The organism is Halomonas sp. M4R1S46, from assembly GCF_025725685.1.
Classification (GTDB): domain Bacteria; phylum Pseudomonadota; class Gammaproteobacteria; order Pseudomonadales; family Halomonadaceae; genus Halomonas.
Map to the genome: position 1 here is coordinate 1,253,967 of NZ_CP107008.1, position 25,341 is coordinate 1,279,307.

At 70.0% G+C, this 25,341-nt stretch carries 21 protein-coding genes; 17 read left to right on the forward strand and 4 right to left on the reverse strand.

What is annotated here, in order from left to right; all coding sequences use genetic code 11:
- Nucleotides 1–2: 2 nt before the first annotated feature.
- The 10 genes from mraY to lpxC all read left to right on the forward strand — a co-directional run bounded on the left by mraY (nucleotide 3) and on the right by lpxC (nucleotide 11,682).
- Nucleotides 3–1,085: a phospho-N-acetylmuramoyl-pentapeptide-transferase gene (gene mraY, locus OCT48_RS05970; RefSeq protein WP_263591794.1), complete on the forward strand. Its 1,083-nt coding sequence runs from the start codon at nucleotides 3–5 to the stop codon at nucleotides 1,083–1,085.
- A 46-nt stretch (nucleotides 1,086–1,131) separates the two neighbouring features.
- The gene (murD, locus tag OCT48_RS05975) at nucleotides 1,132–2,520 is read left to right on the forward strand and encodes a UDP-N-acetylmuramoyl-L-alanine--D-glutamate ligase (RefSeq protein ID WP_263591795.1); all 1,389 of its coding nucleotides are present in this window, start codon (nucleotides 1,132–1,134) and stop codon (nucleotides 2,518–2,520) included.
- Nucleotides 2,517–3,725, forward strand: coding sequence for a putative lipid II flippase FtsW (gene ftsW / locus OCT48_RS05980; protein WP_263591796.1), 1,209 nt, complete (start codon nucleotides 2,517–2,519; stop codon nucleotides 3,723–3,725). Before murD ends, ftsW begins: the two co-directional genes overlap by 4 nt.
- The gene (gene murG, locus OCT48_RS05985) at nucleotides 3,722–4,807 is read left to right on the forward strand and encodes an undecaprenyldiphospho-muramoylpentapeptide beta-N-acetylglucosaminyltransferase (protein ID WP_263591797.1); all 1,086 of its coding nucleotides are present in this window, start codon (nucleotides 3,722–3,724) and stop codon (nucleotides 4,805–4,807) included. The genes ftsW and murG overlap by 4 nt, the downstream gene beginning before the upstream one ends.
- 61 nt (nucleotides 4,808–4,868) lie before the next feature.
- Nucleotides 4,869–6,281: a UDP-N-acetylmuramate--L-alanine ligase gene (gene murC, locus OCT48_RS05990; protein ID WP_263592582.1), complete on the forward strand. Its 1,413-nt coding sequence runs from the start codon at nucleotides 4,869–4,871 to the stop codon at nucleotides 6,279–6,281.
- Nucleotides 6,278–7,204 (forward strand): D-alanine--D-alanine ligase, encoded by a 927-nt coding sequence (locus OCT48_RS05995; RefSeq protein ID WP_263591798.1) that lies wholly within the window; start codon nucleotides 6,278–6,280, stop codon nucleotides 7,202–7,204. Before murC ends, OCT48_RS05995 begins: the two co-directional genes overlap by 4 nt.
- Nucleotides 7,205–7,207: 3 nt before the next feature.
- Nucleotides 7,208–7,933: a cell division protein FtsQ/DivIB gene (locus OCT48_RS06000; protein WP_263591799.1), complete on the forward strand. Its 726-nt coding sequence runs from the start codon at nucleotides 7,208–7,210 to the stop codon at nucleotides 7,931–7,933.
- A gap of 198 nt (nucleotides 7,934–8,131) precedes the next feature.
- Nucleotides 8,132–9,430, forward strand: a complete 1,299-nt coding sequence (ftsA, locus tag OCT48_RS06005; protein WP_263591800.1) for a cell division protein FtsA — start codon at nucleotides 8,132–8,134, stop codon at nucleotides 9,428–9,430.
- 34 nt (nucleotides 9,431–9,464) lie between these two features.
- Nucleotides 9,465–10,658 carry a cell division protein FtsZ gene (gene ftsZ / locus OCT48_RS06010; RefSeq protein ID WP_263591801.1) on the forward strand — a complete coding sequence of 398 codons (1,194 nt, stop codon included), beginning with the start codon at nucleotides 9,465–9,467 and terminating at the stop codon, nucleotides 10,656–10,658.
- Between the two features lie 112 nt (nucleotides 10,659–10,770).
- The gene (lpxC, locus tag OCT48_RS06015) at nucleotides 10,771–11,682 is read left to right on the forward strand and encodes a UDP-3-O-acyl-N-acetylglucosamine deacetylase (RefSeq protein ID WP_263591802.1); all 912 of its coding nucleotides are present in this window, start codon (nucleotides 10,771–10,773) and stop codon (nucleotides 11,680–11,682) included.
- Nucleotides 11,683–11,945: 263 nt separating this feature from the next.
- On the opposite strand, the gene OCT48_RS06020 is transcribed toward lpxC, so the two are convergent.
- Nucleotides 11,946–12,371 (reverse strand): DUF721 domain-containing protein, encoded by a 426-nt coding sequence (locus OCT48_RS06020; protein ID WP_263591803.1) that lies wholly within the window; start codon nucleotides 12,369–12,371, stop codon nucleotides 11,946–11,948.
- 141 nt (nucleotides 12,372–12,512) lie between these two features.
- On the opposite strand from OCT48_RS06020, the gene OCT48_RS06025 reads away from it, so the two are divergent.
- From OCT48_RS06025 to OCT48_RS06040, 4 genes are all read left to right on the forward strand, one after another.
- Nucleotides 12,513–12,875 carry a hypothetical protein gene (locus tag OCT48_RS06025; protein WP_263591804.1) on the forward strand — a complete coding sequence of 121 codons (363 nt, stop codon included), beginning with the start codon at nucleotides 12,513–12,515 and terminating at the stop codon, nucleotides 12,873–12,875.
- A gap of 57 nt (nucleotides 12,876–12,932) precedes the next feature.
- Nucleotides 12,933–15,671, forward strand: a complete 2,739-nt coding sequence (gene secA / locus OCT48_RS06030; RefSeq protein WP_263591805.1) for a preprotein translocase subunit SecA — start codon at nucleotides 12,933–12,935, stop codon at nucleotides 15,669–15,671.
- A gap of 139 nt (nucleotides 15,672–15,810) precedes the next feature.
- Complete coding sequence (gene argJ / locus OCT48_RS06035; protein ID WP_263591806.1) at nucleotides 15,811–17,040, forward strand: bifunctional glutamate N-acetyltransferase/amino-acid acetyltransferase ArgJ; 1,230 nt, start codon at nucleotides 15,811–15,813, stop codon at nucleotides 17,038–17,040.
- Between the two features lie 95 nt (nucleotides 17,041–17,135).
- The gene (locus OCT48_RS06040) at nucleotides 17,136–18,083 is read left to right on the forward strand and encodes a Nudix family hydrolase (protein ID WP_263592583.1); all 948 of its coding nucleotides are present in this window, start codon (nucleotides 17,136–17,138) and stop codon (nucleotides 18,081–18,083) included.
- Between the two features lie 151 nt (nucleotides 18,084–18,234).
- Here the strand turns inward: OCT48_RS06040 and OCT48_RS06045 are convergent, their stop codons facing one another.
- The gene (locus OCT48_RS06045; RefSeq protein WP_263591807.1) at nucleotides 18,235–19,137 is read right to left on the reverse strand and encodes a carbon-nitrogen hydrolase; all 903 of its coding nucleotides are present in this window, start codon (nucleotides 19,135–19,137) and stop codon (nucleotides 18,235–18,237) included.
- On the reverse strand, nucleotides 19,134–20,201 hold the full coding sequence (locus OCT48_RS06050) for an agmatine/peptidylarginine deiminase (RefSeq protein WP_263592584.1): 1,068 nt from the start codon (nucleotides 20,199–20,201) through the stop codon (nucleotides 19,134–19,136). Before OCT48_RS06050 ends, OCT48_RS06045 begins: the two co-directional genes overlap by 4 nt.
- Nucleotides 20,202–20,347: 146 nt before the next feature.
- On the opposite strand from OCT48_RS06050, the gene OCT48_RS06055 reads away from it, so the two are divergent.
- Both OCT48_RS06055 and OCT48_RS06060 read left to right on the forward strand, forming a co-directional pair.
- Nucleotides 20,348–21,589 carry a lipoprotein-releasing ABC transporter permease subunit gene (locus OCT48_RS06055; RefSeq protein ID WP_263591808.1) on the forward strand — a complete coding sequence of 414 codons (1,242 nt, stop codon included), beginning with the start codon at nucleotides 20,348–20,350 and terminating at the stop codon, nucleotides 21,587–21,589.
- Nucleotides 21,582–22,319, forward strand: coding sequence for an ABC transporter ATP-binding protein (locus tag OCT48_RS06060; protein ID WP_263591809.1), 738 nt, complete (start codon nucleotides 21,582–21,584; stop codon nucleotides 22,317–22,319). Before OCT48_RS06055 ends, OCT48_RS06060 begins: the two co-directional genes overlap by 8 nt.
- A gap of 34 nt (nucleotides 22,320–22,353) precedes the next feature.
- Here OCT48_RS06060 and OCT48_RS06065 read toward each other — a convergent pair whose 3' ends face one another.
- Nucleotides 22,354–22,893: a DUF2062 domain-containing protein gene (locus OCT48_RS06065; RefSeq protein WP_263591810.1), complete on the reverse strand. Its 540-nt coding sequence runs from the start codon at nucleotides 22,891–22,893 to the stop codon at nucleotides 22,354–22,356.
- Nucleotides 22,894–22,979: 86 nt separating this feature from the next.
- Here OCT48_RS06065 and OCT48_RS06070 point away from each other — a divergent pair, with 86 nt between their 5' ends.
- Nucleotides 22,980–25,331: a DNA internalization-related competence protein ComEC/Rec2 gene (locus OCT48_RS06070; protein ID WP_263591811.1), complete on the forward strand. Its 2,352-nt coding sequence runs from the start codon at nucleotides 22,980–22,982 to the stop codon at nucleotides 25,329–25,331.
- The last annotated feature ends 10 nt before the right edge of the window (nucleotides 25,332–25,341 follow it).

The window sequence follows — 25,341 nt, forward strand, 5'->3', positions numbered from 1 at the left end:
ACATGCTGCTTTTTCTGGCTGAACTGCTGGCGCAATTCCAGAGCGCCTTCAACGTCTTCAACTATCTGACCCTGCGCATGATCCTGGGTACCCTGACGGCCCTGGTGCTGTGCCTGTGGCTCGGCCCGGTGGTGATCCGCCGGCTGGTGGAACGCCAGATCGGCCAGGCGGTGCGCGACGACGGTCCCCAATCGCACCTCTCCAAGGCCGGCACCCCGACCATGGGCGGCGCCATGATCCTGATGGCCATCGCCGTCAGCACCCTGTTGTGGGGGGATCTGCGCAACCATTACGTCTGGGTGGTGCTGGCCGTGACCCTGGGCTTCGGCGCCATCGGCTGGGTCGACGACTACCGCAAGGTGGTGGAGAAGAATCCCCGGGGGCTGCCGGCCCGCTGGAAGTACTTCTGGCAGTCGGTGATCGGCCTGGTCGCCGCGGTCATCCTCTACGTCACCGCCGCCTCGCCGGTGGAGACCAGCCTGATCGTGCCGCTGTTCAAGGAGTTCGTGCTGCCGCTCGGGGTGTTCTACATCGTGCTCACCTACCTGGTGATCGTCGGCAGCTCCAACGCCGTGAACCTCACCGACGGCCTCGACGGCCTGGCGATCATGCCCACCGTGCTGGTGGCCATGGGCCTGGCGGTGTTCGCCTACGCGAGCGGCAACGCGGTCTTCGCCGACTACCTGCAGATCCCGATGATCCCGGGTGCCGGCGAGCTGGCCGTGTTCTGCGCGACGATCGCCGGGGCCGGGCTCGGCTTCCTGTGGTTCAACACCTATCCGGCCCAGGTCTTCATGGGCGACGTGGGGGCGCTGGCGCTGGGCGCCGCCCTCGGCGTGGTGGCGGTGATCGTGCGCCAGGAGATCGTGCTGTTCATCATGGGCGGCATCTTCGTCATGGAGACCGTCTCGGTGATCCTCCAGGTGGGTTCCTACAAGCTCACCGGGCGGCGCATCTTCCGCATGGCCCCGCTGCATCACCACTACGAGCTCAAGGGCTGGCCGGAACCGCGGGTCATCGTGCGCTTCTGGATCATCACCGTGGTACTGGTGCTGCTGGGACTCGCCACCCTCAAGATCCGTTGACGCTCCCGAGGAGCCCGACATTCGCCGTCCACGCGAGGAGCCGCTGATGGTCAAGGTGCCCAAGGGAATGACGCTGGTGGTCGGGCTCGGCGTGTCCGGCCGGGCCATCTGTCGCCACCTGCAACGCCTGGGGCGTCCCTTCATGGTCGTCGACACCCGGGCCGAGCCGCCCGGCCTCGAGGCCTTCCGCGACGCCCATCCGGCGGTCGAGGTGCACTGCGGGTCGCTCACCGACCTCGACATGGGCGCGGCCCGGGAGGTGGTGGTGAGTCCCGGCGTCGATCCCCGCTCGCCGGGCCTCGCCGACCTGGCCGGCCGCCGCGGGCCGCAGGGCGAGCCCCTGGTGGTGGGGGAGATGGCGCTGTTTGTGCGGGCCTGCCGGGCCCCCATCGCCGCCATCACCGGGGCCAACGCCAAGTCCACGGTGACCACCCTGCTCGGCGAGATGGCGGTCGAGGCCGGCCGTCGGGTGGCGGTGGGCGGCAACCTCGGCACCCCGGCGCTGGACCTGCTCGCCGAGCGGCCCGACGCCGAGTTGTACGTGCTCGAGCTGTCGAGCTTCCAGCTCGAGACCACGCCCTGTCTCGGCGCCGAGACCGCCGCCTTCCTCAATCTCTCCGAGGACCACCTCGATCGCCACGGCGACCTGGCCGGCTACCGGGAGGCCAAGCTCGGGATCTTCCGGGGGGCTCGCCATGGCGTGGTCAACGCCGAGGAGCCCGACACCTGGCCGGTCGCGCCGCTGCCGGCGCTGGACCGCTTCACCACCCGCCCGCCCGAGGCGGGGGAGTGGGGCATCGGCGAGCATGACGACGGCGCGGGGCCCGGGCCCTGGCTGATGCATGGCGTCATGCCCCTGATGCCTGCCGAGGCGGTGCGCCTGCCCGGTCGGCACAACCAGGCCAATGCCCTGGCGGCCCTGGCCATGGGGCATCGCCTGGGGCTTGGGCTAGCCGCCATGCGCCGGGTGCTGGAACGCTTTCCGGGCCTGCCCCATCGCGGCGAGCTGGTGGCCGAGATCCGCGGGGTGCGCTGGATCAACGACTCCAAGGGCACCAACGTGGGGGCCACCCTCGCCGCCATCGCCGGCCTGGGGCCGACCCTGGCGGGCCGCCTGATCCTGCTCGCCGGCGGGGTCGGCAAGGGCGCGGACTTCACCCCCTTGGCCGCGCCGCTGGCCCGCTATGGCCGCGAGGCGATCCTCTTCGGCCAGGATGCCGAGCGCCTGGCGACCGCGCTCGACGGGTCGGTGCCGCTGAGCCGGGTCGACGACCTGGCGGCGGCCATGGCCCGGGCCGCCGAGATCGCCGCGCCGGGGGATTGCGTGCTGCTCTCGCCGGCCTGTGCCAGTCTCGACCAGTTCCGCGACTATCAGGCGCGTGGCGAGGCCTTCCGCCAGGCCGTCGAGCAGCGCCGCCGGGAGGTGGCCTCATGAGCCGGCTATCTCGCCTGAGGCAACGCCTGTCCACCGCCGAGCAGCCCTTCGACGGCTGGCTGGTGCTCGCGGCGCTGGCGCTGCTGCTGATCGGCTGGGTGATGGTCACCTCGGCCTCCACCGAGGTGGCCTCCAGCCTCACCGGCAACGCCTGGTACTTCAGCCTGCGCCACGGCGCCTTCCTGCTGGTGTCGCTGGTCGTGGCGGCCCTGGCGCTGCGGGTGCCCCTGGGTTGGTGGAGGGCCAACGGGCCCCTGTTGCTGCTGGTGGGCATGCTGCTGCTGGCGCTGGTGCTGGTGGTCGGCCGCGAGGTCAACGGCAGCCGCCGTTGGCTGTCGCTGCCCGGCGTGCCCTTCAACCTGCAGGCCTCGGAAGTCGCCAAGCTGTGCCTGATCACCTACCTGGCCGGCTACCTCGAGCGCTTCCTCCCGCAGGTGCGCCGGGAGTGGGGCGCCTTCCTCCGGCCGCTGGCGGTGATGGCGGTGATGGGCGGGTTGCTGATCCTGGAGCCGGACTACGGGGCGGTGGTGGTGATGACCGGCTGCGTGATGGGCATGCTGCTGATGGCGGGGGCGCCCTGGGGGCGCTTCCTGCTGCTGATGCTGCTGGTGGCGGCCCTCGGCGCCATCGCCGCCATTGCCGAGCCCTATCGCATGGCGCGCCTGACCAGCTTCGCCGACCCCTGGGCCGACCAGTTCGCCAGCGGCTATCAGCTCACCCAGGCCCTGATCGCCTTCGGCCGGGGGCACTGGCTGGGGATGGGGCTCGGCAACAGCGTGCAGAAGCTGTTCTACCTGCCCGAGGCCCACACCGACTTCGTGTTCGCCGTGCTCGCCGAGGAGTTGGGCCTGGTCGGCGCCGTCGCCGTGGTGGGGCTGTTCGCGCTGCTGGTGTGGCGGGCCATGGCGGTGGGGCGGCGGGCCGAGCTGGCCAAGCTGCCGTTTGCCGCCTATGTCAGCTACGGCATCGCCCTGGTGATCGGCGCCCAGGCCTTCATCAATATCGCGGTCAGCACCGGCATGCTGCCCACCAAGGGGCTGACCCTGCCGCTGCTCAGTTACGGCGGCTCGAGCCTGGTGGTCAGCTGCGTGATGATGGCGATCCTGCTGCGGGCGGATATCGAGGCCCGCCAGGCGGTGCGTCGTGCTCGGCCCACGGCCGACCGGGCGGCACCGCCCGGCAAGACACAAGGAAGCGGATCATGAGTCGACGCGAGGGACGCCGTGCCCTGATCATGGCCGGCGGCACCGGCGGCCACGTCATCCCCGCCCTGTCGCTGGCCCGTTCGCTGACGGCGGCCGGGGTCGAGGTGGCGTGGCTGGGCAGCCCCCGGGGCATCGAGAATCGCCTGGTGCCGGCCGCCGGCATCCCCCTGCACCATATCGCGGTGAGCGGCCTGCGCGGCAACGGCCTGGTCGGCTGGCTGCTGGCGCCCTGGCGGCTGGCCCGGGCCGTGGGGCAGGCCGCCCAAGTGATCCGCGACGTCGACCCGCAACTGGTGGTGGGGCTGGGCGGCTTCGCCAGCGGCCCTGGCGGCCTGGCCGCCTGGCTCGCGCGGCGACCGCTGGTGATCCACGAGCAGAACGCCGTGGCCGGCCTGACCAACCGCGCCCTGGCACGCCTGGCGCGTCGCGTCTATGCGGCCTTCCCCCAGGCCTTCCCGGGCCGGGCCGAGGTGGTCGGCAACCCGGTGCGCGGCGAGATCGCCGCCCTGGGCGAGGCGCCGCGCCCGGCCGATGCCATGCGCGGGCGCCCCCTGCGCCTGCTGGTGGTGGGGGGCTCCCTCGGCGCCCTGGCCCTGAACCAGCGGCTGCCCGAGGCGTTGGCGCGACTGCCGGCGCCGAGCCGTCCCGAGGTGCACCACCAGGCCGGCCGCGACAAGGACGCGGCGACCCGCGAGGCCTATGAGCGACACGGCGTCGAAGCGGACGTCACGGCCTTCATCGACGACATGGCGGCGGCCTACGACTGGGCCGACCTGGTGGTATGCCGCGCCGGGGCGCTGACCGTGGCCGAGCTGGCGGCGGCGGCCAAGCCGGCGCTCTTCGTGCCCTTCCCCCATGCGGTGGATGACCACCAGACCGCCAATGCCGCGGCCCTGGTGGCGGAGGGCGCCGCCGCCCTGATGCCGCAGAACGAGATGAGCGCAGCGGCGCTGGCCGATCGCCTGGCGACGCTGCTCGACCCCGAAGCCCTTGCCACCATGGCGGCGCAGGCACGACGCTGTGCGCATCTCGACGCCGTCGAGCGCCTGGTGGCCGGTTGCATGGAGACAGCTTTTGAGTGACGAGACCCTCGGGCCGGTTCCCGGCCAAGCCACGCCCCCGCGTCCCGGCCTCGGGCTGGGCATGCGCCGCATCCGGCGCATCCACTTCGTCGGCATCGGCGGCGCCGGCATGTGCGGCATCGCCGAGGTGCTGGCCAACCAGGGCTACACCGTCAGCGGCAGCGACCTGAAGGCCTCGCCGGTGGTGGCCCGGCTGGAGCGGTGCGGCATCGGCGTGGCCATCGGTCATGCGGCGGAGAATGCCCGCGACGCCGATGTGGTGGTGGTCTCCACCGCCGTGGACGAGACCAACCCCGAGATCCGCTGGGCCCACGAGCATCGCGTGCCGGTGGTGCGTCGCGCCGAGATGCTCGCCGAGTTGATGCGCTTCCGCCACGGCATCGCCGTGGCCGGCACCCATGGCAAGACCACCACCACCAGCCTGACCGCCACGTTGCTCGGCGAGGGCGGGCTGGATCCTACCTTCGTGATCGGTGGCCGGCTGACCAGCGCCGGCACCAACGCCCGCCTGGGGGAGGGGGACTACCTGGTGGCCGAGGCCGACGAGTCGGATGCCTCCTTCCTGCACCTGCAGCCGATGGTGGCCATCGTCACCAACATCGATGCCGATCACATGGCCACCTATGGCGGCGACTTCGAACGCCTGAAGGGCACCTTCATCGAGTTCCTGCACAACCTGCCGTTCTATGGTCTGGCGGTGCTGTGCATCGATGACGCCAATGTCCGCGGGCTGATCGAGCGGGTCAACCGCCAGTTCGTCACCTACGGCTTCAGCGCCGATGCCGACTACCGGCTCGAGGACTTCGTCCAGCAGGCCGGTGAGGTGCGCTTCACCGTCCGGCGTCCCGATGGCCTGGCGCCGCTCGCGGTGCGCCTGGCGATGCCGGGGCGCCACAACGCCCTCAATGCCCTGGCCGCCATCGCCGTGGCCAGCGACGCCGGTGTCGACGACCAGGCCATCCTGCGCGGCCTGGCCGGCTTCGCCGGGGTCGGTCGCCGCTTCCAGGTGCATGGCCGCTTCCCGGCCCCGGCCGAGGCGGGCGAGGTCATGCTGGTCGACGACTACGGCCACCATCCCCGGGAAGTCGAGATGGTGATCAAGGCCGTCCGCGACGGCTGGCCCGACCGACGCCTGGTGATGGTCTACCAGCCCCATCGCTACTCGCGCACCCGAGACCTCTACGAGGACTTCGTGCGGGTGCTGGCGGGGGTCGACACCCTGCTGCTGCTGGATGTCTATAGCGCCGGCGAGGCGCCGGTGCCCGGGGCCGACGGCCGGACCCTGGCCGGCTCGATCCGCCAGCGCGGCGAGGTCGACCCGATCTTCGTCCAGGACAAGGCCGAGTTGCCGGGGCTGCTGGCCAAGGTGCTGCGCCCCGGTGATATCCTGATCACCCAGGGGGCCGGCGATGTGGGGGGCATCGCCCAGCGACTGGCCGATGCCCGACTGGATCTCGACGAGGTGGCGCTATGACGGCGGACAGGATCGGCCAGGGCCGGGTGGTGGTGCTCTACGGCGGCGAGTCCGCCGAGCGGGAGGTCTCCCTGAAGAGCGGGGCCGCGGTCCTCGCCGCCCTGGAGCGTGCCGGGGTGGCCCCGATCGGCTTCGACCCGGCCGAGCAGGGCGGTCTGGCCGGCCTGGAAGCCCTCAAGCCGGACAGGGTCTTCATCGCCCTGCATGGCCGGGGCGGCGAGGACGGTACCCTCCAGGGGGCGCTGGAACTGCTGGGCATCCCCTATACCGGCAGCGGCGTGCTGGCCTCGGCGCTGGGCATGGACAAGCAGCGCACCAAGCTGGTCTGGCAGGCCCTGGGCCTGCCCACCCCGGAGAGCGTGATGCTCGGCCCCGATGCCGACTGGGCGGCGGTGGCCGAACGCCTCGGCCTGCCGTTGATCGTCAAGCCGGTCCACGAGGGCTCGACGCTCGGCATCACCATCGTCGACAGTCCCGAGGCCCTGGCGGCCGCCTACCGCGACGCCGTGCGCTTCGATGCCCGGGTGATGGCCGAGCGCTTCATTCGCGGCGAGGAATACACGGTGTCGCTGCTCGGCGATGGGGTGCTGCCGGCGATTCGCGTGGAAGTGCCCGGCGGCTTCTATGACTACGAGGCCAAGTACCTCTCCGACGAGACCCTCTACCACCTGCCCTGCGGGCTGGCCGAGGAGGAGGAGCATCGCCTGGCATCGCTGTGCCGGGAGGCCTTCGAGGCCATCGGCTGCAGCGGCTGGGGGCGGGTCGATGTCATGCGCGACGCCCAGGGGCGTTTCTGGCTGCTCGAGGTCAACACCGTGCCCGGCATGACCGACCATAGCCTGGTGCCCCAGGCGGCGGCCCACGCCGGCCTCGATTTCGATGCGCTGGTGATGCGTATCCTCGACACCGCCGGGCGGGACTAGTCCATGGCGCGTCGCGGAACCCTGCTCGGTGTGCTGCTGCTGGCGCTGCTGATCGGTGCCGGTGGCCGGGCCCTGTGGCTGTGGCTGGATCGCCCCATCGAGCGGGTGTCGATCCGCGGCGAGCTGCACCATGCCGGGGCCGACTACCTGCGCAGCCGGCTCGCGCCCCTCGTCCAGGGCCGAACCTGGCTGTCGGTGGACCTGGGCGAGCTGCGCGAGCGGGCGCGGGACATCGGCTGGCTGAGCGAGGTCCGCATCCGCCGCGAATGGCCCGATGCGCTGGTCTTCGAACTGGTCGAGCAGGTGCCCGTGGCGCGCTGGAACGACGACCGGCTGCTCAACCCCGCCGGTGAGCCCTTCGACTACGCGCCCCTCGAGGTGCCCGACGGGTTGCCCGAGCTCTCCGGGCCGGCGGACAGCGGCGCCGAGGTGCTGGCCTATCACGACACCCTGGCGGCGCGGTTCGCGCCCCAGGGGCTGGCCCTGCGCCAGGTGCGCCTCGAGGCCCGCGGCGCCTGGCGGTTCCAGCTGGAGGGCGGGCTCTGGGTGATGCTCGGCCGCAATCACCGGGAGGAGCGGCTGGCGCGTTTCCTGGCGGCCTGGGAACGGGAACTCGCCGACACGGCGTCGCATATCCGTTACATCGATCTGCGTTATCCCAATGGCGTGGCCGTGGCCTGGCATGGACAAACCGAACCCGTGGACGATGCCACCACCGATCAAGGCTGAACGGCACCGCATGGTGAATTGCCCGGTTCCCGGGGCACCGGGGTGTTCCTTTCGGAAGAAAATCGCCGTATCGTGACGGGGGTTTCTTCCCATGGGCTGGTGGATCACGGTGAGTTGTTCCTATAATTGGCCCAGGTTTTATTCGTTTCAAACATGCATTTCCCCTAGCGGGTCAGGCTCGAGGAGATTTCCCGGCTCATGTCAGGTCCATCCAATGCGTCCAATATGGTAGTCGGGCTGGATATCGGAACATCCAAGGTCGTGGCGATCGTGGGGCAACCCACCGACGATGGCGGCATTGAAATTGCCGGTATCGGCTCCCATCCCTCCCGCGGGATGAAGAAAGGGGTGGTGATCAACATCGAGTCCACGGTGCAATCGATCCAGCGTGCCGTGGAGGAAGCGGAACTCATGGCGGGCTGCGATATCCACTCCGTCTATGTGGGCATCGCCGGCAGCCATATCAGCTCGATGAATTCCGATGGCGTAGTCGCCATCAAGGAGCGCGAGGTCGCTCCCTCCGATATCGACCGAGTCATCGATTCCGCCCGTGCGCGGGCCATTTCCGAGGGACAGCGGGTCCTGCACGTGCTGCCCCAGGAGTTTGCCATCGACACCCAGGGCGGCATCCGCGAGCCGCTGGGCATGTCCGGGGTGCGCCTGGAGGCCAGGGTCCACCTGGTGACGGCCGCCCTCAATGCGGTGCAGAACATCGAGAAGTGCGTGCGGCGCTGTGGTCTCGAGGTGGATGCCATCATCCTCGAGCAGCTGGCCTCCAGTCATGCCGTGCTCACCGAGGACGAGCGCGAGCTCGGCGTGTGCATGGTCGACATCGGCGGCGGTACCACCGATATTGCGGTCTTCACCGAGGGCGCCATTCGCCACACCGCGGTGATTCCCATCGCCGGTGACCAGGTCACCAACGACATCGCCATGGCGCTGCGCACGCCCACGCAGCATGCCGAGGAGATCAAGGTCAAGTACGCCTGTGCGCTGACCCAGCTGGCTTCCAGCGACGAGATGATCAAGGTGCCGAGCGTCGGTGACCGGCCGGCCCGGGACCTGTCCCGCCAGTCGCTGGCCGAGGTGGTCGAGCCACGCTACGAGGAACTTTTTACCCTGGTGCGTGACGAACTGCGGCGCAGCGGCTACGAGGATCTGGTGGCGGCCGGCGTAGTGCTGACCGGTGGCACGGCACGCATGGAAGGCGTCGTCGAGCTGGCCGAAGAGATCTTTCACATGCCGGTGCGCATCGCTTGTCCACAGAACGTGCGGGGGCTCGCCGATGTGGTGCGCAACCCGATTTATTCGACGGGAGTCGGTTTGCTACATTACGCTCTACGGGAGGCCCGTCAGGGGCATGGCCATCAGGGCACACAGGGGCAGGGTAGCAGCATCTCGGCGCAACCGAGGCGTGGTGACGTCTCCCGGCGCAGACCAGAGGAAGGGATTCCGGCGCTGGTAAGGCTTAAAGGCTGGTTCAAAGGAAATTTCTGACAGGGCCGCGCACGCGGTCCAGGAGACGGGGCTAATGTTCGAACTTGTAGATAGCGCACCCTCTAGCAGTGCGGTCATCAAGGTCATCGGTGTCGGTGGTGGTGGCGGGAATGCCGTCAATCACATGGTCGAGAGCAGCATCGAGGGCGTGGAATTCATCTGCGCCAACACCGATGCCCAGGCGCTGAAGCGGGTGGCGGCCAAGACCGTTCTCCAGCTCGGTAGCGAGATCACCAAGGGGCTCGGCGCCGGTGCCAACCCCGACGTGGGGCGCCAGGCGGCCATGGAGGACCGCGAGCGCATCGCCGAACTGCTCGGCGGTGCCGACATGGTATTCATCACCGCCGGGATGGGCGGGGGAACCGGCACCGGGGGTGCCCCGGTGGTCGCCCAGGTCGCCAAGGAACTCGGCATCCTGACCGTGGCGGTGGTCACGCGTCCCTTCCCCTTCGAGGGACCCAAGCGGATGCGGGCCGCCGAAGAGGGCATGAAGGAGCTCTCCGAGCATGTCGACTCCCTGATCACCATCCCCAACGAGAAGCTGTTGTCGGTGCTGGGCAAGAGCGCCAGCCTGCTGACGGCCTTCAGCGCCGCCAACGACGTGCTGCTGGGCGCCGTCCAGGGGATCGCCGAGCTGATCACCAGCCCCGGCATCATCAACGTCGACTTCGCCGACGTACGCACCGTGATGTCCGAGATGGGCATGGCGATGATGGGCACCGGCGGCGCCACCGGCGAGAATCGCGCCCGCGAGGCCGCCGAGAAGGCGATCAGGAGTCCGTTGCTCGAGGATATCGACCTGCACGGTGCGCGCGGCATCCTGGTCAACATCACGGCCGGCCCCGACCTGTCCATCGGGGAGTTCAACGACGTGGGCGCCACGGTCCAGGAGTTCGCCTCCCAGGACGCCACCATCGTCGTCGGGACCTCCATCGACATGGAAATGACCGACGAGCTGCGGGTCACCGTGGTGGCTGCCGGCCTCGAGGGGCAGCGTCAGGCCAAGGCGGCAAGCCAGACCACGCGTCGTGCCGATGCCGGCGGGGACTATCGCCAGCGTCAGTCCGCCGCTGCCGGCCGGCCTCAGGCCTCGGCCAATCGCGCCGCGGCGGCCGCGCCCAAGGCGGAGTCCCAGGACGCTCCGCGTCCTCAGGCGGAGCCGCGCAAGTCCCAGGAACTGGACGACTACCTGGATATTCCGGCCTTTCTGCGGCGTCAGGCCGATTGAGTGGCGCTATCGAGAGGTTAGGCAGCCCGAGGAGATGGAAGTTTTGTTGAAACACTCGTTCGGTGTTATAGTGAACGGTGTTTGATAATCAACGACTGCCTGGCGACTGCCCATGATCAGACAACGCACCCTCAAGAACGTCATTCGCGCCACCGGCGTCGGCCTGCATTCCGGCAAGAAGGTCTACCTGACCCTGCGGCCGGCCCCGGTCGACACCGGTATCATCTTCGTGCGCACCGACCTGGATCCCGAGGTGCAGATCCCGGCCCGCGCCGACAATGTCGCCGACACCACCCTGTGCACGGCCCTCTCCCAGGATGGCGTCAAGGTGGCCACCGTCGAGCACCTGATGTCGGCCCTGGCCGGCCTGGGCATCGACAACGCCTACGTCGACGTGAGCGCCCCCGAGGTGCCGATCATGGATGGCAGCGCCGGGCCCTTCGTGTTCCTGATCCAGTCCGCGGGCATCGCCGAGCAGAGTGCCGCCAAGAAGTTCATCCGCATCAAGCGGGAGGTGGTGGTGCGCGAGGATGACAAGGAAGCCATCTTCCTGCCCCATCAGGGCTTCAAGGTGTCCTTCGCCATCGACTTCGACCACCCCGTGTTCGAGGACCAGAAGCAGACCGCGGTGGTCGACTTCTCCACCACCTCCTTCGTCAAGGAGGTGTCCCGGGCCCGGACCTTCGGCTTCATGCGCGATCTCGAGCACCTGCGCTCGAACAACCTGGCGCTCGGCGGCAGCCTCGACAACGCCATCGTGGTCGATGACTATCGCATCGTGAACGAGGGCGGACTGCGCTACGACGACGAGTTCGTCAAGCACAAGGTGCTGGACGCCATCGGCGACCTCTATCAGCTGGGCCACAGTCTGATCGGCGAGTTCCGTGGCGTGAAGTCCGGCCATGCCCTCAACAACCAGCTGTGTCGTGCGCTGTTGGAACAGCCGGAGTGCTGGGAGATTGTCACCTTCGAGGACGACACCCAGAAGGCGCCCATTTCCTACGCGGCCCCGGCCATGGCCTGATCCCGGCGTTGCCCGCCCGGCTTCGCCGGGAGTTGTAAGCCTCGAGCTTGAAGCTGGAAGAAACAACAACCCCGCCCGGGCTACCGGCGGGGTTGTTTGCTATCTGGTCGGGGGCATGCTGGCTTCGAGCTTCGAGCTTCGAGCTTCGAGCTTCGAGCTTCGAGCTTCGAGCTTCGAGCTTCGAGCTTCGAGCTTCGAGCTTCGAGCTTCGAGCTTCGAGCTTCGAGCTTCGAGCTTCGAGCTTCGAGCTTCGAGCTTCGAGCTTACGGCTCTTGCTCGGCGTGGGAGGCGAGGCGTTCGAGGGCTCGCCTGAGCCGGGGGTCGTCCACGTCGGCGGCGCAGCTGGAGAGCTCGTCGGCGGCCCGAGCGGGCAGGCGTCGAGTCTGGCGCACCGGCGCCTTGGGGGGGCGGACCGGCCGGACCTTGAAGTCGAAACCGCTCACGGCCTCGAAGCCGGGCAGCTCGTGGAGCCGCGACAGCAGCTGTGCCTGCTCGTAGCGCAAGCGGGTCAGCCACACCGCCCGGTCGGTGATCACCGTCAGGCGCCCGTCGTGAAAGCCCCCCACGAAGAGGTGCTCAGCGAGCTCGGCGGGAAGGTGGTCGCGCAGGTGCTGCTGGGCCCGCTCGATGAGTCGGGCCATGCGCATCAGGGTCCCCAGCTCCCCACGGCCTTCCAGTAGCCGGGACATGGGCTGTGCTCGGAACCGCTTAACCTTTATACTCATCAGCTTGATTCTCGGGGGCGAACCCCTGACGTTGGCCGTCGGCCGCTCGCGCCCGCGGCCCCTGAACGCAAGAGCCTAGCACACGCAAGGGAGTCCCTCGACAGCATGGCCACCCTCACCGCGGACATTCGCGCCACGGCGCGTCGCCCGATGGAGCGCCGCCCGACCCGCTGGTGGTTGGCGGGCCTGCTGGTGGGCTGCCTGTTGCCGGCGGGGCTCGCCCAGCTGGAGTCGTCGCGCCCCGTCGAGCGTGTCATCCAGATCTGCATCCTGGCCCCCGCGCTGATCCGAGCCAGCTCCCGTCTGCAGGCCCGGCGTCGGGCGCATCGCCGCTGGCCCGGGCCTCGCCTGCCCGTGATGGCGGCACGCCCGGGGCGGCCCGTCCTCGGCCGCTGCGTGCCGCGACGGGCCGTGGCCGCCCACGATGTCCTGTCACGGCGTGGTCCGCCATCCGCTCGTCGAGGTTGAACGACGAGAGGCCGGGGAATCCCCGGCAGGATGCCACCCGCAACTTCGGGACCCTTCATGATCAATAATCTGTTGCGCAAGGTCGTCGGCTCCAAGAACGACCGCGAAGTCAAACGCATGGGCCGCTCCGTGGGCCGTATCACCGCCCTGGAAGGCGAGCTCGAGAGCCTCGACGATGCCACCCTCAAGGCCCGCACCGCGGCCTTCCGCGAGCGTCTCGACGGCGGCGAGCCCCTCGATGCCCTGCTGCCGGAGGCCTTCGCCACGGTCCGCGAGGCCGGCAGGCGGGTCATGGGCATGCGCCATTTCGATGTGCAGATGATCGGCGGCATCACCCTTCACGACGGCCGCATCGCCGAGATGAAGACCGGCGAGGGCAAGACCCTCGTGGCGACCCTGGCGGTCTACCTCAATGCCCTGCCGGGCAAGGGGGTGCACGTGGTCACGGTCAACGATTACCTGGCCTGCCGTGACGCCGAGTGGATGCGCCCCCTCTACGAGTTCCTCGGCCTCTCGGTCGGCACCATCTATGCCGGCCAGACGCCCGAGGAGAAGCGCGCGGCCTACGGCTGCGACATCACCTACGGGACCAACAACGAGTTCGGTTTCGACTACCTGCGCGACAACATGGCCTTCTCGCTGGAGGAGAAGGTCCAGCGCGGGCTGCACTTCGCCATCGTCGACGAGGTGGACTCCATCCTCATCGACGAGGCGCGCACGCCGCTGGTCATCTCCGGGGCGGTGGACGAGAACACCGAGCTCTACCGGATCATCGACCGCCTGGCGGTGCACCTGACCCAGTGCACCGACGAGGAGGACCCGGAGAGCGGCGACTTCACCCTCGACGAGAAGCAGAAGCAGGTGGAACTCACCGAGGGCGGCCACCACCGGGTCGAGGAGCTGCTGCGCGCCGAGGGCCAGCTGGGCGAGGAGGACTCCCTGTACGCGGCCCAGAACCTCAACCTGCTGCAGCACATGCACTCGGCACTGCGTGCCCGGCACCTCTACCATCGCGACGTGGACTACATCGTCAGCGATGGCCAGGTGGTGATCGTCGACGAGCATACCGGCCGTACCATGCCGGGCCGCCGCTGGTCCGAGGGGTTGCACCAGGCGGTGGAGGCCAAGGAAGGCGTGACCGTCCAGCGCGAGAGCCAGACGCTGGCGTCCACGACCTTCCAGAACTACTTCCGCCTCTACGAGAAGCTGTCCGGGATGACCGGCACGGCCGATACCGAGGCCTTCGAGTTCCGCCAGATCTACGGGCTCGACGTGGTGGTGATCCCCACCAACAAGCCGCTGATCCGTGCCGACCTCAACGACCTCGTCTACCTCACCGCCGAGGAGAAGTTCGAGGCCATCATCGAGGACGTCAAGGCACAGACCGAGGCCGGGCGTCCCGTGCTGGTGGGCACGGCCTCCATCGAGACCTCGGAGTACCTGGCCAACCTGATGAAGGGCGCCGGCCTGGCCTTCAACGTGCTCAATGCCAAGCAGCACCAGAGCGAGGCCGAGATCATTGCCCAGGCCGGGCGGCCCGGGGCCATCACCATCGCCACCAACATGGCCGGCCGGGGTACCGATATCGTGCTGGGCGGCAACTGGGAGGCCGAGGCCGCCAAGCTCGAGGCCCCCGACGAGACCCAGGTCGCGCGGCTCAAGGCCGAGTGGCAGCAGCGTCACGATGCCGTGCTCGAGGCCGGCGGCCTCCATGTGGTCGGCTCCGAGCGCCACGAGTCCCGGCGCATCGACAACCAGCTGCGTGGCCGGGCCGGCCGCCAGGGCGACCCGGGCTCGACCCGCTTCTTCCTGTCGCTGGAAGACAACCTGATGCGCCTGTTCGGCTCCGACCGGGTGCAGCGCCTGATGCAGGCGCTGGGGCTGGAGCGTGGCGAGGCCATCGAGCACAAGATGGTCTCCAACGCCGTGGAGCGGGCCCAGAAGAAGGTCGAGGGCCGCAACTTCGATATCCGCAAGCAGCTGCTCGAGTACGATGACGTGGCCAACGACCAGCGCCGGGTCATCTACGAGCAGCGCAACGATATCCTTGCCGCCGACGATGTCTCCGAGAACGTCGCCGGCATCCGCGAGGAGGTCCTGGACGAGGCGATCAGCGAGTTCGTGCCGCCCCAGAGCCTGCCGGAGCAGTGGGACCTGGCCGGCCTGGAGGCCCACCTCAAGGCCGAGTTCAACCTCGAGGCGCCGGTGGTGGAATGGTCCGAGCAGGATGAGCGCTTCCATGAGGAGCAGCTGCGCGAGCGCCTGCAGGAGATGCATCGCCGAGTCTACGAGGAGAAGGCCGAGGTCGCCGGTCCCGAGCTGATGCGCCGCTTCGAGAAGCAGGTCATGCTGCAGGTGCTGGATACCCGCTGGAAGGAGCACCTGCAGTCCATGGATCACCTGCGCCGGGGCATCCACCTGCGCGGCTATGCCCAGAAGAACCCCAAGCAGGAGTACAAGCGCGAGTCCTTCGAGCTGTTCCAGATGCTGCTCACCAATATCAAGGCCGACGTGACCCGCATCCTCAGCCACGTGAAGGTCCGTCGCCCCGAGGAGGTCGAGGCCCTGGAGCGGCAGCGCCGCGAGTCGCTGGAGCGCGAGAAGGCGGCGGCCGCCAGCCGTCACGACGCGCCGGCGGCCGCCGCCGAGGAGGAGGGGCAACCCGCGGCAGCCGCCCCGGCGCCGGGCAGCGATGGTCGGCCCCTGCGCCGTGAGGGACCCAAGGTGGGACGCAACGATCCCTGCCCCTGCGGCTCGGGCAAGAAGTTCAAGCAGTGCTGCGGCAAGCTCAGCTGACGACGGACTACGGGCGACGGGTCAGATGTTGCGAGCCGTGAGTAGCAGGACACCCTGCTGCTCGACGCTCGACGCTCGACGCTCGACGCTCGAAGCTCGAAGCTCGAAGCTCGAACCGATTTCAGACAGGAGACAGACGATGGCAGTGGGTCAAGCAAGCTTTCCGGACATGCCGAGGATCGAGGGGCTGCGCCTGGGCACGGCCCGTGCCGGCATCAAGACCGCCGATCGCCGGGACCTGGTGGTGATCGAGGTGCCCGAGGGGGCCGCCGTGGCGGGCAGCTTCACCCGCAACGCCTTCTGTGCGGCCCCGGTGACGGTGGCGCGCGAGCACCTGGACGCCTGCACCACCCGTGGCCAGGCTCCCCGCTACCTGGTGATCAACACCGGCAATGCCAATGCCGGCACCGGCGAGACCGGCCTGCGCGATGCCCGGGCCACCTGCACCGAACTGGCGCGTCTCGCCGGCGTGCCCGAGAATGCGGTGCTGCCGTTCTCCACCGGGGTGATCGGGGAGACCCTGCCCATGGCACGGCTGCTCGGCGGGTTGCCCGAGGCGCTGAGGTCCCTGGACGAGGGGGCTGCCGGCTGGGCCGCGGCCGGTGAAGGCATCCTCACCACTGATACCCGCCCCAAGGGGGCCAGCGTGACCGTGCCGCTGGGCGACGAGACGGTGACCATCAACGGCATCAGCAAGGGCTCGGGCATGATCAAGCCCAACATGGCCACCATGCTGGCCTTCGTGGCCACCGATGCGGCCATCGAGCCGAGGGTGCTGGAGACCCTGCTGCAGGAGAGCGTGGCGCGCTCCTTCAATTGCATCACGGTGGATGGCGACACCTCCACCAATGATGCCTGCATGCTGATCAGCACCGGGCGCGGGGCCGCGGTGGCCGACGAGGAACGCCTGGCGGTGTTCCGCGACGCCCTGCAGCGGGTGATGACCGAGCTGGCCCAGGCCATCGTCCGCGACGGCGAGGGCGCCACCAAGTTCGTCAGCCTGCAGGTGGACGGGGCGGTGACCCGGCGGGAGGCCCTGGATGTGGCCTTCACCGTGGCGCATTCGCCGCTGGTCAAGACCGCCCTGGCCGCCAGCGATGCCAACTGGGGACGCATTCTCGCCGCCGTCGGCCGCGCCCCGCTGGAAGGCTTCGACGTGTCCCGGGTGACCATCGATCTCGGTGACGTGCGCCTGGTCGAGCAGGGTGGGCGAGCCGCCGGCTACACGGAGGAGGCCGGCAGCACGGTGATGGCCCGGGACGAGATCGCCATTCGCATCGGCCTGGGGCGCGGCGAGGAGCACGCCACCGTGTGGACCACGGACCTGACCCGGGAATACGTCGCCATCAATGCCGACTATCGCAGCTGACCCCACCGAGGGGTGGCGCCAGGCCGGTCGGAGTCAGTAGAGCAATCCCCCGCACCGCCGAGTGCGTGGACAAGTTGGAAAGGTGAATGAACGCAATGGTGAAGAGAAGGGTGCACGTGGCGGCTGCCGCCATCATCAGTGCCGACGGTCGTGAGGTGCTGCTCGCCCGGCGTCCGTCCAGCGTGGATCACGGCGGCCTGTGGGAATTCCCCGGCGGCAAGCTGGCACCCTACGAGACGGGGCTCGAGGCCCTGAAGCGCGAACTCCACGAGGAGCTGGGCGTGGAGATCCGGCGCGCCCAGCCGCTCATCCGCATCCATCACGAGTACTCCGACAAGCACATCCTGCTCGATGTCTGGCAGGTGCATGACTTCGCCGGCGAGCCCTTCGGCCGCGAGGGGCAGGCGGTGCGCTGGGTGCCCATGGACGAGCTGGTCAACTACCCGTTCCCGGCGGCCAACCTGCCGATCCTGCGGGCGGTGATGCTCCCCACCGAGTACCTGATTACCGGGGAGGAGGGCGATGAGGCCGGCTTCCAGGGGCGCCTGGAGCGGGCCCTGACCGAGGATGGCGTCCGCCTGGTGCAACTGCGTGCCAAGGGGCTGTCGCGGGGCGACTACCTGGCCCGTGCCGAACAGGCCCTGGCGCTGTGCCGCCGCCACGAGGCGCGGCTGGTGCTGAACGGCGAGCCGGAGCTGCTGGATGGCCTGGACGCCGACGGCATCCACCTGACCAGTGAGCGGCTGATGAGCCTCGATCGGCGTCCCGTGCCCGAGGGCAAGTGGCTGTCCGCCTCCACCCATGACCGCGCCCAGCTGGTCCAGGCCCATCGCATCGGCTGTGACTTCGTCACCCTCTCGCCGCTGCGCACCACGCCCTCGCACCCGGAAGTGGCGCCGATCGGCTGGCACGACTTCCAGCAACTGGTCGAGCATGCCGGGATGCCGGTCTTCGCGCTGGGCGGCATGACCCGCTTCGACGCCAACCATGCCCGGGCCGTGGGGGCCCAGGGGATCGCCTCGATCCGCGACTTCTGGAAATGAAGCTTTAGTCTGGAAGAGCGCCGCTTCGCGGCTGGAGGCTGGAAGTAAGACCCCCGCGGGCCGAGCCCGTGGGGGTCTTGGTTTTCATGTGGTCATTATCCTGACTTCGAGCTTCGAGCTTCGAGCTTCGAGCTTCGAGCTTCGAGTGTGCTCAGTCGCGATAGCGCCGGGTCAGGTCGCCATAGGCATCGATGCGACGATCCCTGAGGTAGGGCCAGATGCGCCGCACGTCCTCGCCACGGTCCAGGTCCAGGGTCACCAGCAGGCGCTCGGCCTCGCCGCCGGCATGGGCCAGCAGCTCGCCCTGCGGGCCGCAGATGAAGCTGCCGCCCCAGAAGTCGATGCCGGGGCTGACCCCGGAAGGGTCGGGCTCATGGCCGACCCGGTTGGCCACCACCACCGGCAGGCCGTTGGCCACCGCGTGGCTGCGCTGGATCAGCGTCCAGGCCTCCTTCTGGCGGGCCTTCTCGTCGTCGTCGTCGGGCGGATGCCAGCCGATGGCGGTAGGGTAGAGCAGCAGTTCCGCGCCGGCCATGGCCATCAGCCGCGCGGCCTCCGGGTACCACTGGTCCCAGCACACCAGCACGCCGAGCCGTCCCACCGAGGTGTCGATGGGCTGGAAGCCCTGGCCGCGGGCGTCGTCGTGGTCGCCGGGCGTGAAGTAGAACTTTTCGAAGAAGCCCGGGTCGTCGGGGATGTGCATCTTGCGGTAGTGGCCGACCCGGGCCCGCTCGCGATCGTAGACCACGGCGGTGTTGTGATAGACACCGGCGGCGCGTCGCTCGAACAGCGAGCCCATCAGCACGATGCCGAGTTCCGCCGCCAGGCCTGCCAGGTGGCGGCCGGTGGGGCCGTCCAGGGGCTCGGCCAGGTCGAAGACCTCGACGGCCTCGTGCTGGCAGAAGTAGTGGGTGGCGTGCAACTCCTGCAGCACCACCAGCTCGGCGCCGGCGGCGGCGAGCTCGCGGATGCCGGCTTCGCTCTCGGCCAGGCTCCGGGCCTTGTCGGGCCAGGCCGACTGCTGGACCAGTCCGACCTTGAGGGTGCGGGTCATGGGCTCTCTCCTTCGGCGGGAACGGGGGCCGGGGCCAGGGTGCCCCGGGGCAGCTGCATGGTCAGGCAGTGCAGGCTGCCGTGCTGGCGGATGACGGTCGTGCAGTCGATGGGCACGACGTCGCGGTCCGGGAAGGCGCCGGCCAGGGCCTCGAGGGCCCGGTGGTCGGCGGGGTCGCCGTAGACCGGCACCAGCACGGCCCCGTTGATGATCAGGAAGTTGGCGTAGGTGGCCGGCAGCCGGTGGCCATCCTCGGGATCGCGGCAGGGGCGTGGCCAGGGCAGCGGCACCAGCCGGTAGGGCGTGCCGTCCGCGCGGCGCAGGGACTGCAGCTCGGCCTCCATGGCGGCCAGCGCCGGGTAGTGGGGGTCGGTGGGGTCGTCGCAGCGCACGTAGGCGATGGTGGTCGGGTCGCAGAAGCGGGCCAGGGTATCCACATGGCTGTCGGTGTCGTCGCCCTCCAGGTGGCCGTGGGCGAGCCACAGCACTCGGGAGACGCCGAGGTCCGCCGCGAGCCGGGCCTCGATGGCGGCACGGTCGAGGCCGGGGTTGCGGTTGTCGTTGAGCAGGCAGGCCTCGGTGGTGAGCAGGGTGCCCTCGCCGTCGGTGTCGATGGCCCCGCCTTCCAGCACCAGGTCGCGGGAGACCCGGGGGCAGGCGAAGGCACCGGCCTCGGCCAGGCGGCGGGTCAGGCTGTCGTCGCGTCCGGCGGCGAACTTGCCGCCCCAGCCGGTGAAGACATAGTCCAGCAGCCGGGGGGCGCCGTCCCGCATCACGGTGATCGGGCCATGGTCCCGGGCCCAGGTGTCGTCGGCCTCGGCGACCACCAGCCGCAGGCGCCCGGCGGGCAGGCCGCGTCGGGCGAACCCCTCGCCCAGCCGCGCGCGGGTCGCCGCGTCGGGCACGGCGATCAGTACCGTCTGGTAGCGGCCGATGGCCATCACCAGGCTCTCGAGGGTGGCCTCGATACGCTCCATCAGGGGCGCCCAGTCGCTGGCGGGGCCGGGCCAGGTGAGTTGCACGGCATCCTGGGGGGCCCATTCGGGCAGCAGGCGATTGGCCATCGGCGGGGTCTCGTCGCGTGTCATGAAAGGCGCGAATTTAGGCCGGCGGGGCGGATGATGCAAGGATCGCGCAAATCTGCCCCGACGGCGATGCAGTGCCTGGCAAAAAACCGTACCATGAGCGCCCGCCGACAAGGAACGCTCATATGCTGGACCGTCTGCCTTTCCTGATCGGGTTGCGCTACGTGCGCGCCAAGCGTCGCAACCACTTCATCTCCTTCATCTCCCTGACCTCCATGCTGGGGCTGACCCTGGGCGTGGCCGTGCTGATCCTGGTGCTGTCCGTGATGAACGGCTTCGACCGCGAGCTGCGCACCCGGGTGCTGGGCATGGTCCCCCACACCCGCATCGAGGTGCCGTCCGGGCTGACCGACTGGCAACCCCTGGCCGAGCGGCTGACGCAGCGCGAGCATGTCATCGGCGCCGCTCCCTACATCCAGCAGCAGGGCATGTTCTCGGTGGGCGGTCGCAACCAGGGGGCCCTGGTCAACGGCATCGAGCCCGAGTGGGAGAGCCGGGTGTCGATCGTCGACGAGCACATGCGCCGGGGCAGCCTCGAGGACTTGGCGCCGGGCGAGTGGAACATCGTGCTCGGCTCGCTGCTGGCGCGCCAGCTCGGGGTCGGCGTGGGCGACCGCGTGACCCTGCTGGTGCCCGAGGCCTCGATCACCCCCGCCGGCGTCTTTCCCCGTCTCAAGCGCTTCACCGTGAGTGGCATCTTCAGCGTCGGTGCGGACCTGGATGCCAGCCTGGCCTACGCCAACATCGAGGACATGCAGACCCTGGCGCGCATGGGCGACGCCGTGGGTGGCCTGCGCCTGGAGTTGGACGATCTCTTCCAGGCCGGTGGCGTGACCCGGGCGATCATCGACGACCTGGGCCCGGGGTACCGGGGCCTGGACTGGACCTACACCCGGGGTAACCTCTTCCAGGCCATCCAGATGGAGAAGCGCATGATCGCGCTGCTGCTCACCGTGATCATCGCCGTGGCGGCCTTCAACATCGTCTCGACCCTGGTGATGGTGGTCACCGACAAGCACGCCGACATCGCCATCCTGCGCACCATCGGTGCCACGCCCCGCTCGATCATGGGGATCTTCATGGTCCAGGGATTGGCCATCGGCGTGATCGGCATCCTGATGGGCGTGGGCCTCGGTGTGCTGCTGGCACTGACCGTCGCCGACCTCATCGGCTTCCTCGAGTCGACGCTGGGCATCAGCTTCCTCGATGCCGGGGTCTACTTCATCAGCGAGCTGCCTTCCCAGCTGCTGTGGTCGGATGTGGGCAACATCATCGCCGCGGCCTTCGTGCTGACCTTCCTGTCGACCCTCTATCCGGCCTGGCGTGCGGCCCGGGTCCAGCCTGCCGAGGTGCTGCGCTATGAATGATACCGCCATGACCCGGACCCTCGACCGGCAGCCGGTGCAGGGCGAGGTGATGCTGGAGTGTCGCGGCCTGACCCGCATCTACCGGGAAGGGCCCCAGGATCTCACCGTGCTCGACGAGCTCGAGCTGCAGGTACGGGCCGGCGAGCGCGTGGCCGTGGTCGGCAGCTCCGGTTCCGGCAAGACCACCCTGCTCAACCTGCTGGGCGGTCTCGACCGGCCCACCCATGGTGAGGTGCGCATCGCCGACCAGTCGCTGCTGGCCATGGGCGATGCCGAGCTGGGGCGCTTCCGCAACCGCCATATCGGCTTCGTCTACCAGTTCCACCACCTGCTGGCGGAGTTCACTGCCCTGGAGAATGCGGCCCTGCCACTGATCGTGCGCGGGCAGCGCAAGAAGGTCGCCGAGGCCCGGGCCCTGGAACTGCTGGCCCGGGTGGGCATGGAAGGCCGGGCCGATCACAAGCCCGGCGAGCTCTCCGGCGGCGAGCGCCAGCGGGTGGCCATCGCCCGGGCGCTGGTCACCGACCCCAGCCTGGTGCTGATGGACGAGCCCACCGGCAACCTCGACCAGGCCACCGCCGCCAGCATCCTGGCGCTGATGGACGAACTGGCCGACAGCGCCGCCTGTGCCTTCGTCATCGTCACCCACGACCCCGCCCTGGCCGCCCACCAGGACCGCGTGATGCGCCTGGACGGCGGTCGCCTCTCCCCCCAGTCCGACCCGGGCTGATCCAGGCCGGGCCCGCTGTCGGCGGGCCCGGCGCTCAGGCGCGTTCGTCGGCCTGGCAGCGACGGCGGCGCATGGCGCGGCGCTTCCAGCTGCGCGCCACCTGCCAGCGCCAGATCAGCCGGATCACCAGGCTTCCCGTCAGCCCCGCCAGCACCGCGGCCATCAGCGATCCCAGCGCCAGGGCCGGGAGGATGTCGAGCATCTGATCGGCGATCCAGTGGGTGGACAGGCGGTCGGGGACCTCGCGGACGGGGAGGTCCAGCACCCAGGCGCCGAGGCGGTAATTGCCGTAGAAGATCAGTGGCATGGTCAGGGGGTTGGTGATCCACACCAGGCCCACCGACAGCGGCAGGTTGCAGCGCAGGCCCCAGGCGCCCAGGGCGGCCACCGCCATCTGGAAGGGGATCGGCAGCAGGGCGCTGAACAGGCCCACGAAGAAGGCATTGGCCACGCTGCGCCGGGACAGCATCCATAGCGACGGGTTGCCGATCAGGTGCCGCAGGAAGCGCAGGGAGCGCTGGCGCCTGAGGGTCTCGGGGTGGGGCAGGTAGCGCTGCAGGACTCGGCGCGGCATGGGGTCGGGCTCGCGACTTCGATACCCGGGCTATTATCCATACAAGCCGACTGCCTCGCCATGCCGTGCGTCAACGAGGACGTGCCATGGTGCCGATCAGGGACGATGTGATGCGCTGCGGACTGGCCATGCCCCTGGCCTTCGCCGCCCTGGGGGGCGGCCTCACGGGCCACCTTGCCTCGACGGCGCTGCTCCAGGCGCTGGGCCTGGCGTTGCTGGGCCTGGCGGCCGGCCGGCGCGTCCGGGAGGCGCTGCTGGTGCTGGTCATGCTGGCGGTGGCCGCCCAGCTCCTGGTGGTGCGTGGCGGTGAGTTGGCCCCGGGGCTGAGCCGTCAGGACCTGCGGCTCGAGGGGCGGCTGCTGGCCGCCTCCCGGGAGGGCCGCCAGTGGCGCCTGGACATGGCGGTCAGCGACTGCCGTCCCCTGGCGACCGGCTTGCCGGCCTGCAGCGGACTGTCGCGGGTCCGGCTCAGCGCCTTCGCGGGGACCCTGCCACCGGGCAGTGCATTCCGGGCGGGCGCAACCTGGCGGCTGGTCGTGCGCCTGCGACCGCCGAGCGGCTTCGCCAACCCGGGCGCCTTCGACTACCGGGCCTGGCTGTGGCGGGAAGGCATCCAGGCCACCGGCTATGTGCGCCAGGCCCCGCCGCCCCGACGACTCGTACCGGCGTCCCCCTCCTGGCGGCAGCGGGCCCTGGCATGGCTCGACGACCGCGACCTGCCACCGCGCCCGGCCCGCTGGCTGGCGGCCCTGACGCTGGGCGCCAGCCAGCGCCTGGAGGCGGCGGACTGGGACCTGCTCAATGCCAGCGGCACCACCCACCTGATGGTGATCTCGGGGCTCCACGTGGGACTCGTGGCCGGCTTCACGCTGTGGCTGGGCCGCGCCCTGGCCTGGTGCCTGGCACCGGCGGGCTGGCGCATGGCCGTATGGCCCTGGTGGCTCGCCGCGGCCATGGCGGTGGGCTACGCCGGGCTCGCCGGTCTCGAGCCCCCCGCGCTGCGGGCCATGATCATGACCCTGCTGGGGCTCTGGGTGGCCAGCGGTCGCCATGCGCCGGGACCCTGGCAGGCCTGGTGGCTGGCGCTCGGCCTGGTGGTGGTGGTCGATCCGCTGTCGATCTGGCGGCCCGGGCTCTGGCTGTCGTTCGTCGCGGTGGCACTGCTGATCCTGGTCTGGCAGGGGCGAGCGCGTCCCCGCGGCTGGCGGGGCTGGCTGTGGGCGCTGGGACGCACCCAGCTGCTGCTGGCGCCGCTGATGGCGGCGGCGGTGCTGCTGGCCTTCGGTCGTCTCGCCCCGGCCGGCCCCCTGGTCAACCTGTTCGCCGTGCCGCTGGTCGGCAGCCTGATGGTGCCGCTGGGGCTCGCCGGCTGGCTGCTGGCCTGGGTGCCGCTTCTGGGCGACGCCTGCTGGTGGCTGTTCGCGAGGCTGGCGGCGGGCCTGGCCATGGCCCTGTCATGGGCCGTCGAGCTCCTGCCCCTGTGGCATCCGCCGGCCGCCTGGATCCTGCCCCTGGCCCTCGGCCTGGGGCTGCTCAGCCTGTTGTGGGCCCTGCCCGGGCTGGACCGGCGCCTGCGCCTGGTCGGCAGCGGCCTGCTGGCGACCCTGCCGCTGTGGCTGGCGACGCCGCTTCCGGCGCCCGGCACGCTGTGGGTGCGCATCCACGATGTCGGCCAGGGGCAGTTGGTGAGCCTGCGCACCGCCGGCTATCGCGCGCTGGTCGACACCGGGCCGCGCTTCGGCTCCGGCTTCATGCCGCTGTCCTCGCTGTGGCCGCCGGGCCAGCACTTCGACGACGTCATCATCGGCCATGCCGACCGGGATCATGCCGGCGGCCTCCCCGGCCTGGTCGCCGACCACCGGGTCGACCGCTACCTGGCGCCGGTCGGGGATTCCCATCCGGTCGCCACGGCCCCTTGCTCCGCGGGGCGCCGCTGGCGACGCGACGGCGTGGAGTTCCGGGTGCTCTGGCCCCCCGAGGCGGTCGCGGGCCTGTCGGACAATGACCGGTCCTGCGTGCTGCTGGTCACGGCCGGCCCCCACCGCCTGCTGATCACCGGCGATGCCGGGCGACGGGTGGAGCGCAGCCTGCTGCCCGCCCTGGACGGCCCCGTGACGGTGCTGGTGGCCGGCCACCATGGCAGCCGCACCAGCTCCGGGGCCGGCTTCGTGCGCCGGGTGTCGCCGCGCCAGGTGATCTTCAGTGCCGCCCGGGACAACCCCTTCGGCCACCCCGACCCGGTGGTGGTCCGCCGTTTCCGGGGAGCGGGCAGCTGCCTGTGGAACACGGCCCGGGACGGAGCGGTGACCCTGCGCCTGGGTCGCCGGGAGGGCCTGGTGGTGGAGGCCGAAAGGCCGCCCGCCGGGCGCCGCGGCGGTGTCGGAGGCGGCTGCCTTGCGGTAGAATCGCCCCCATCGATGCCGGATATTCACCGGTGAGGGCTCGAGG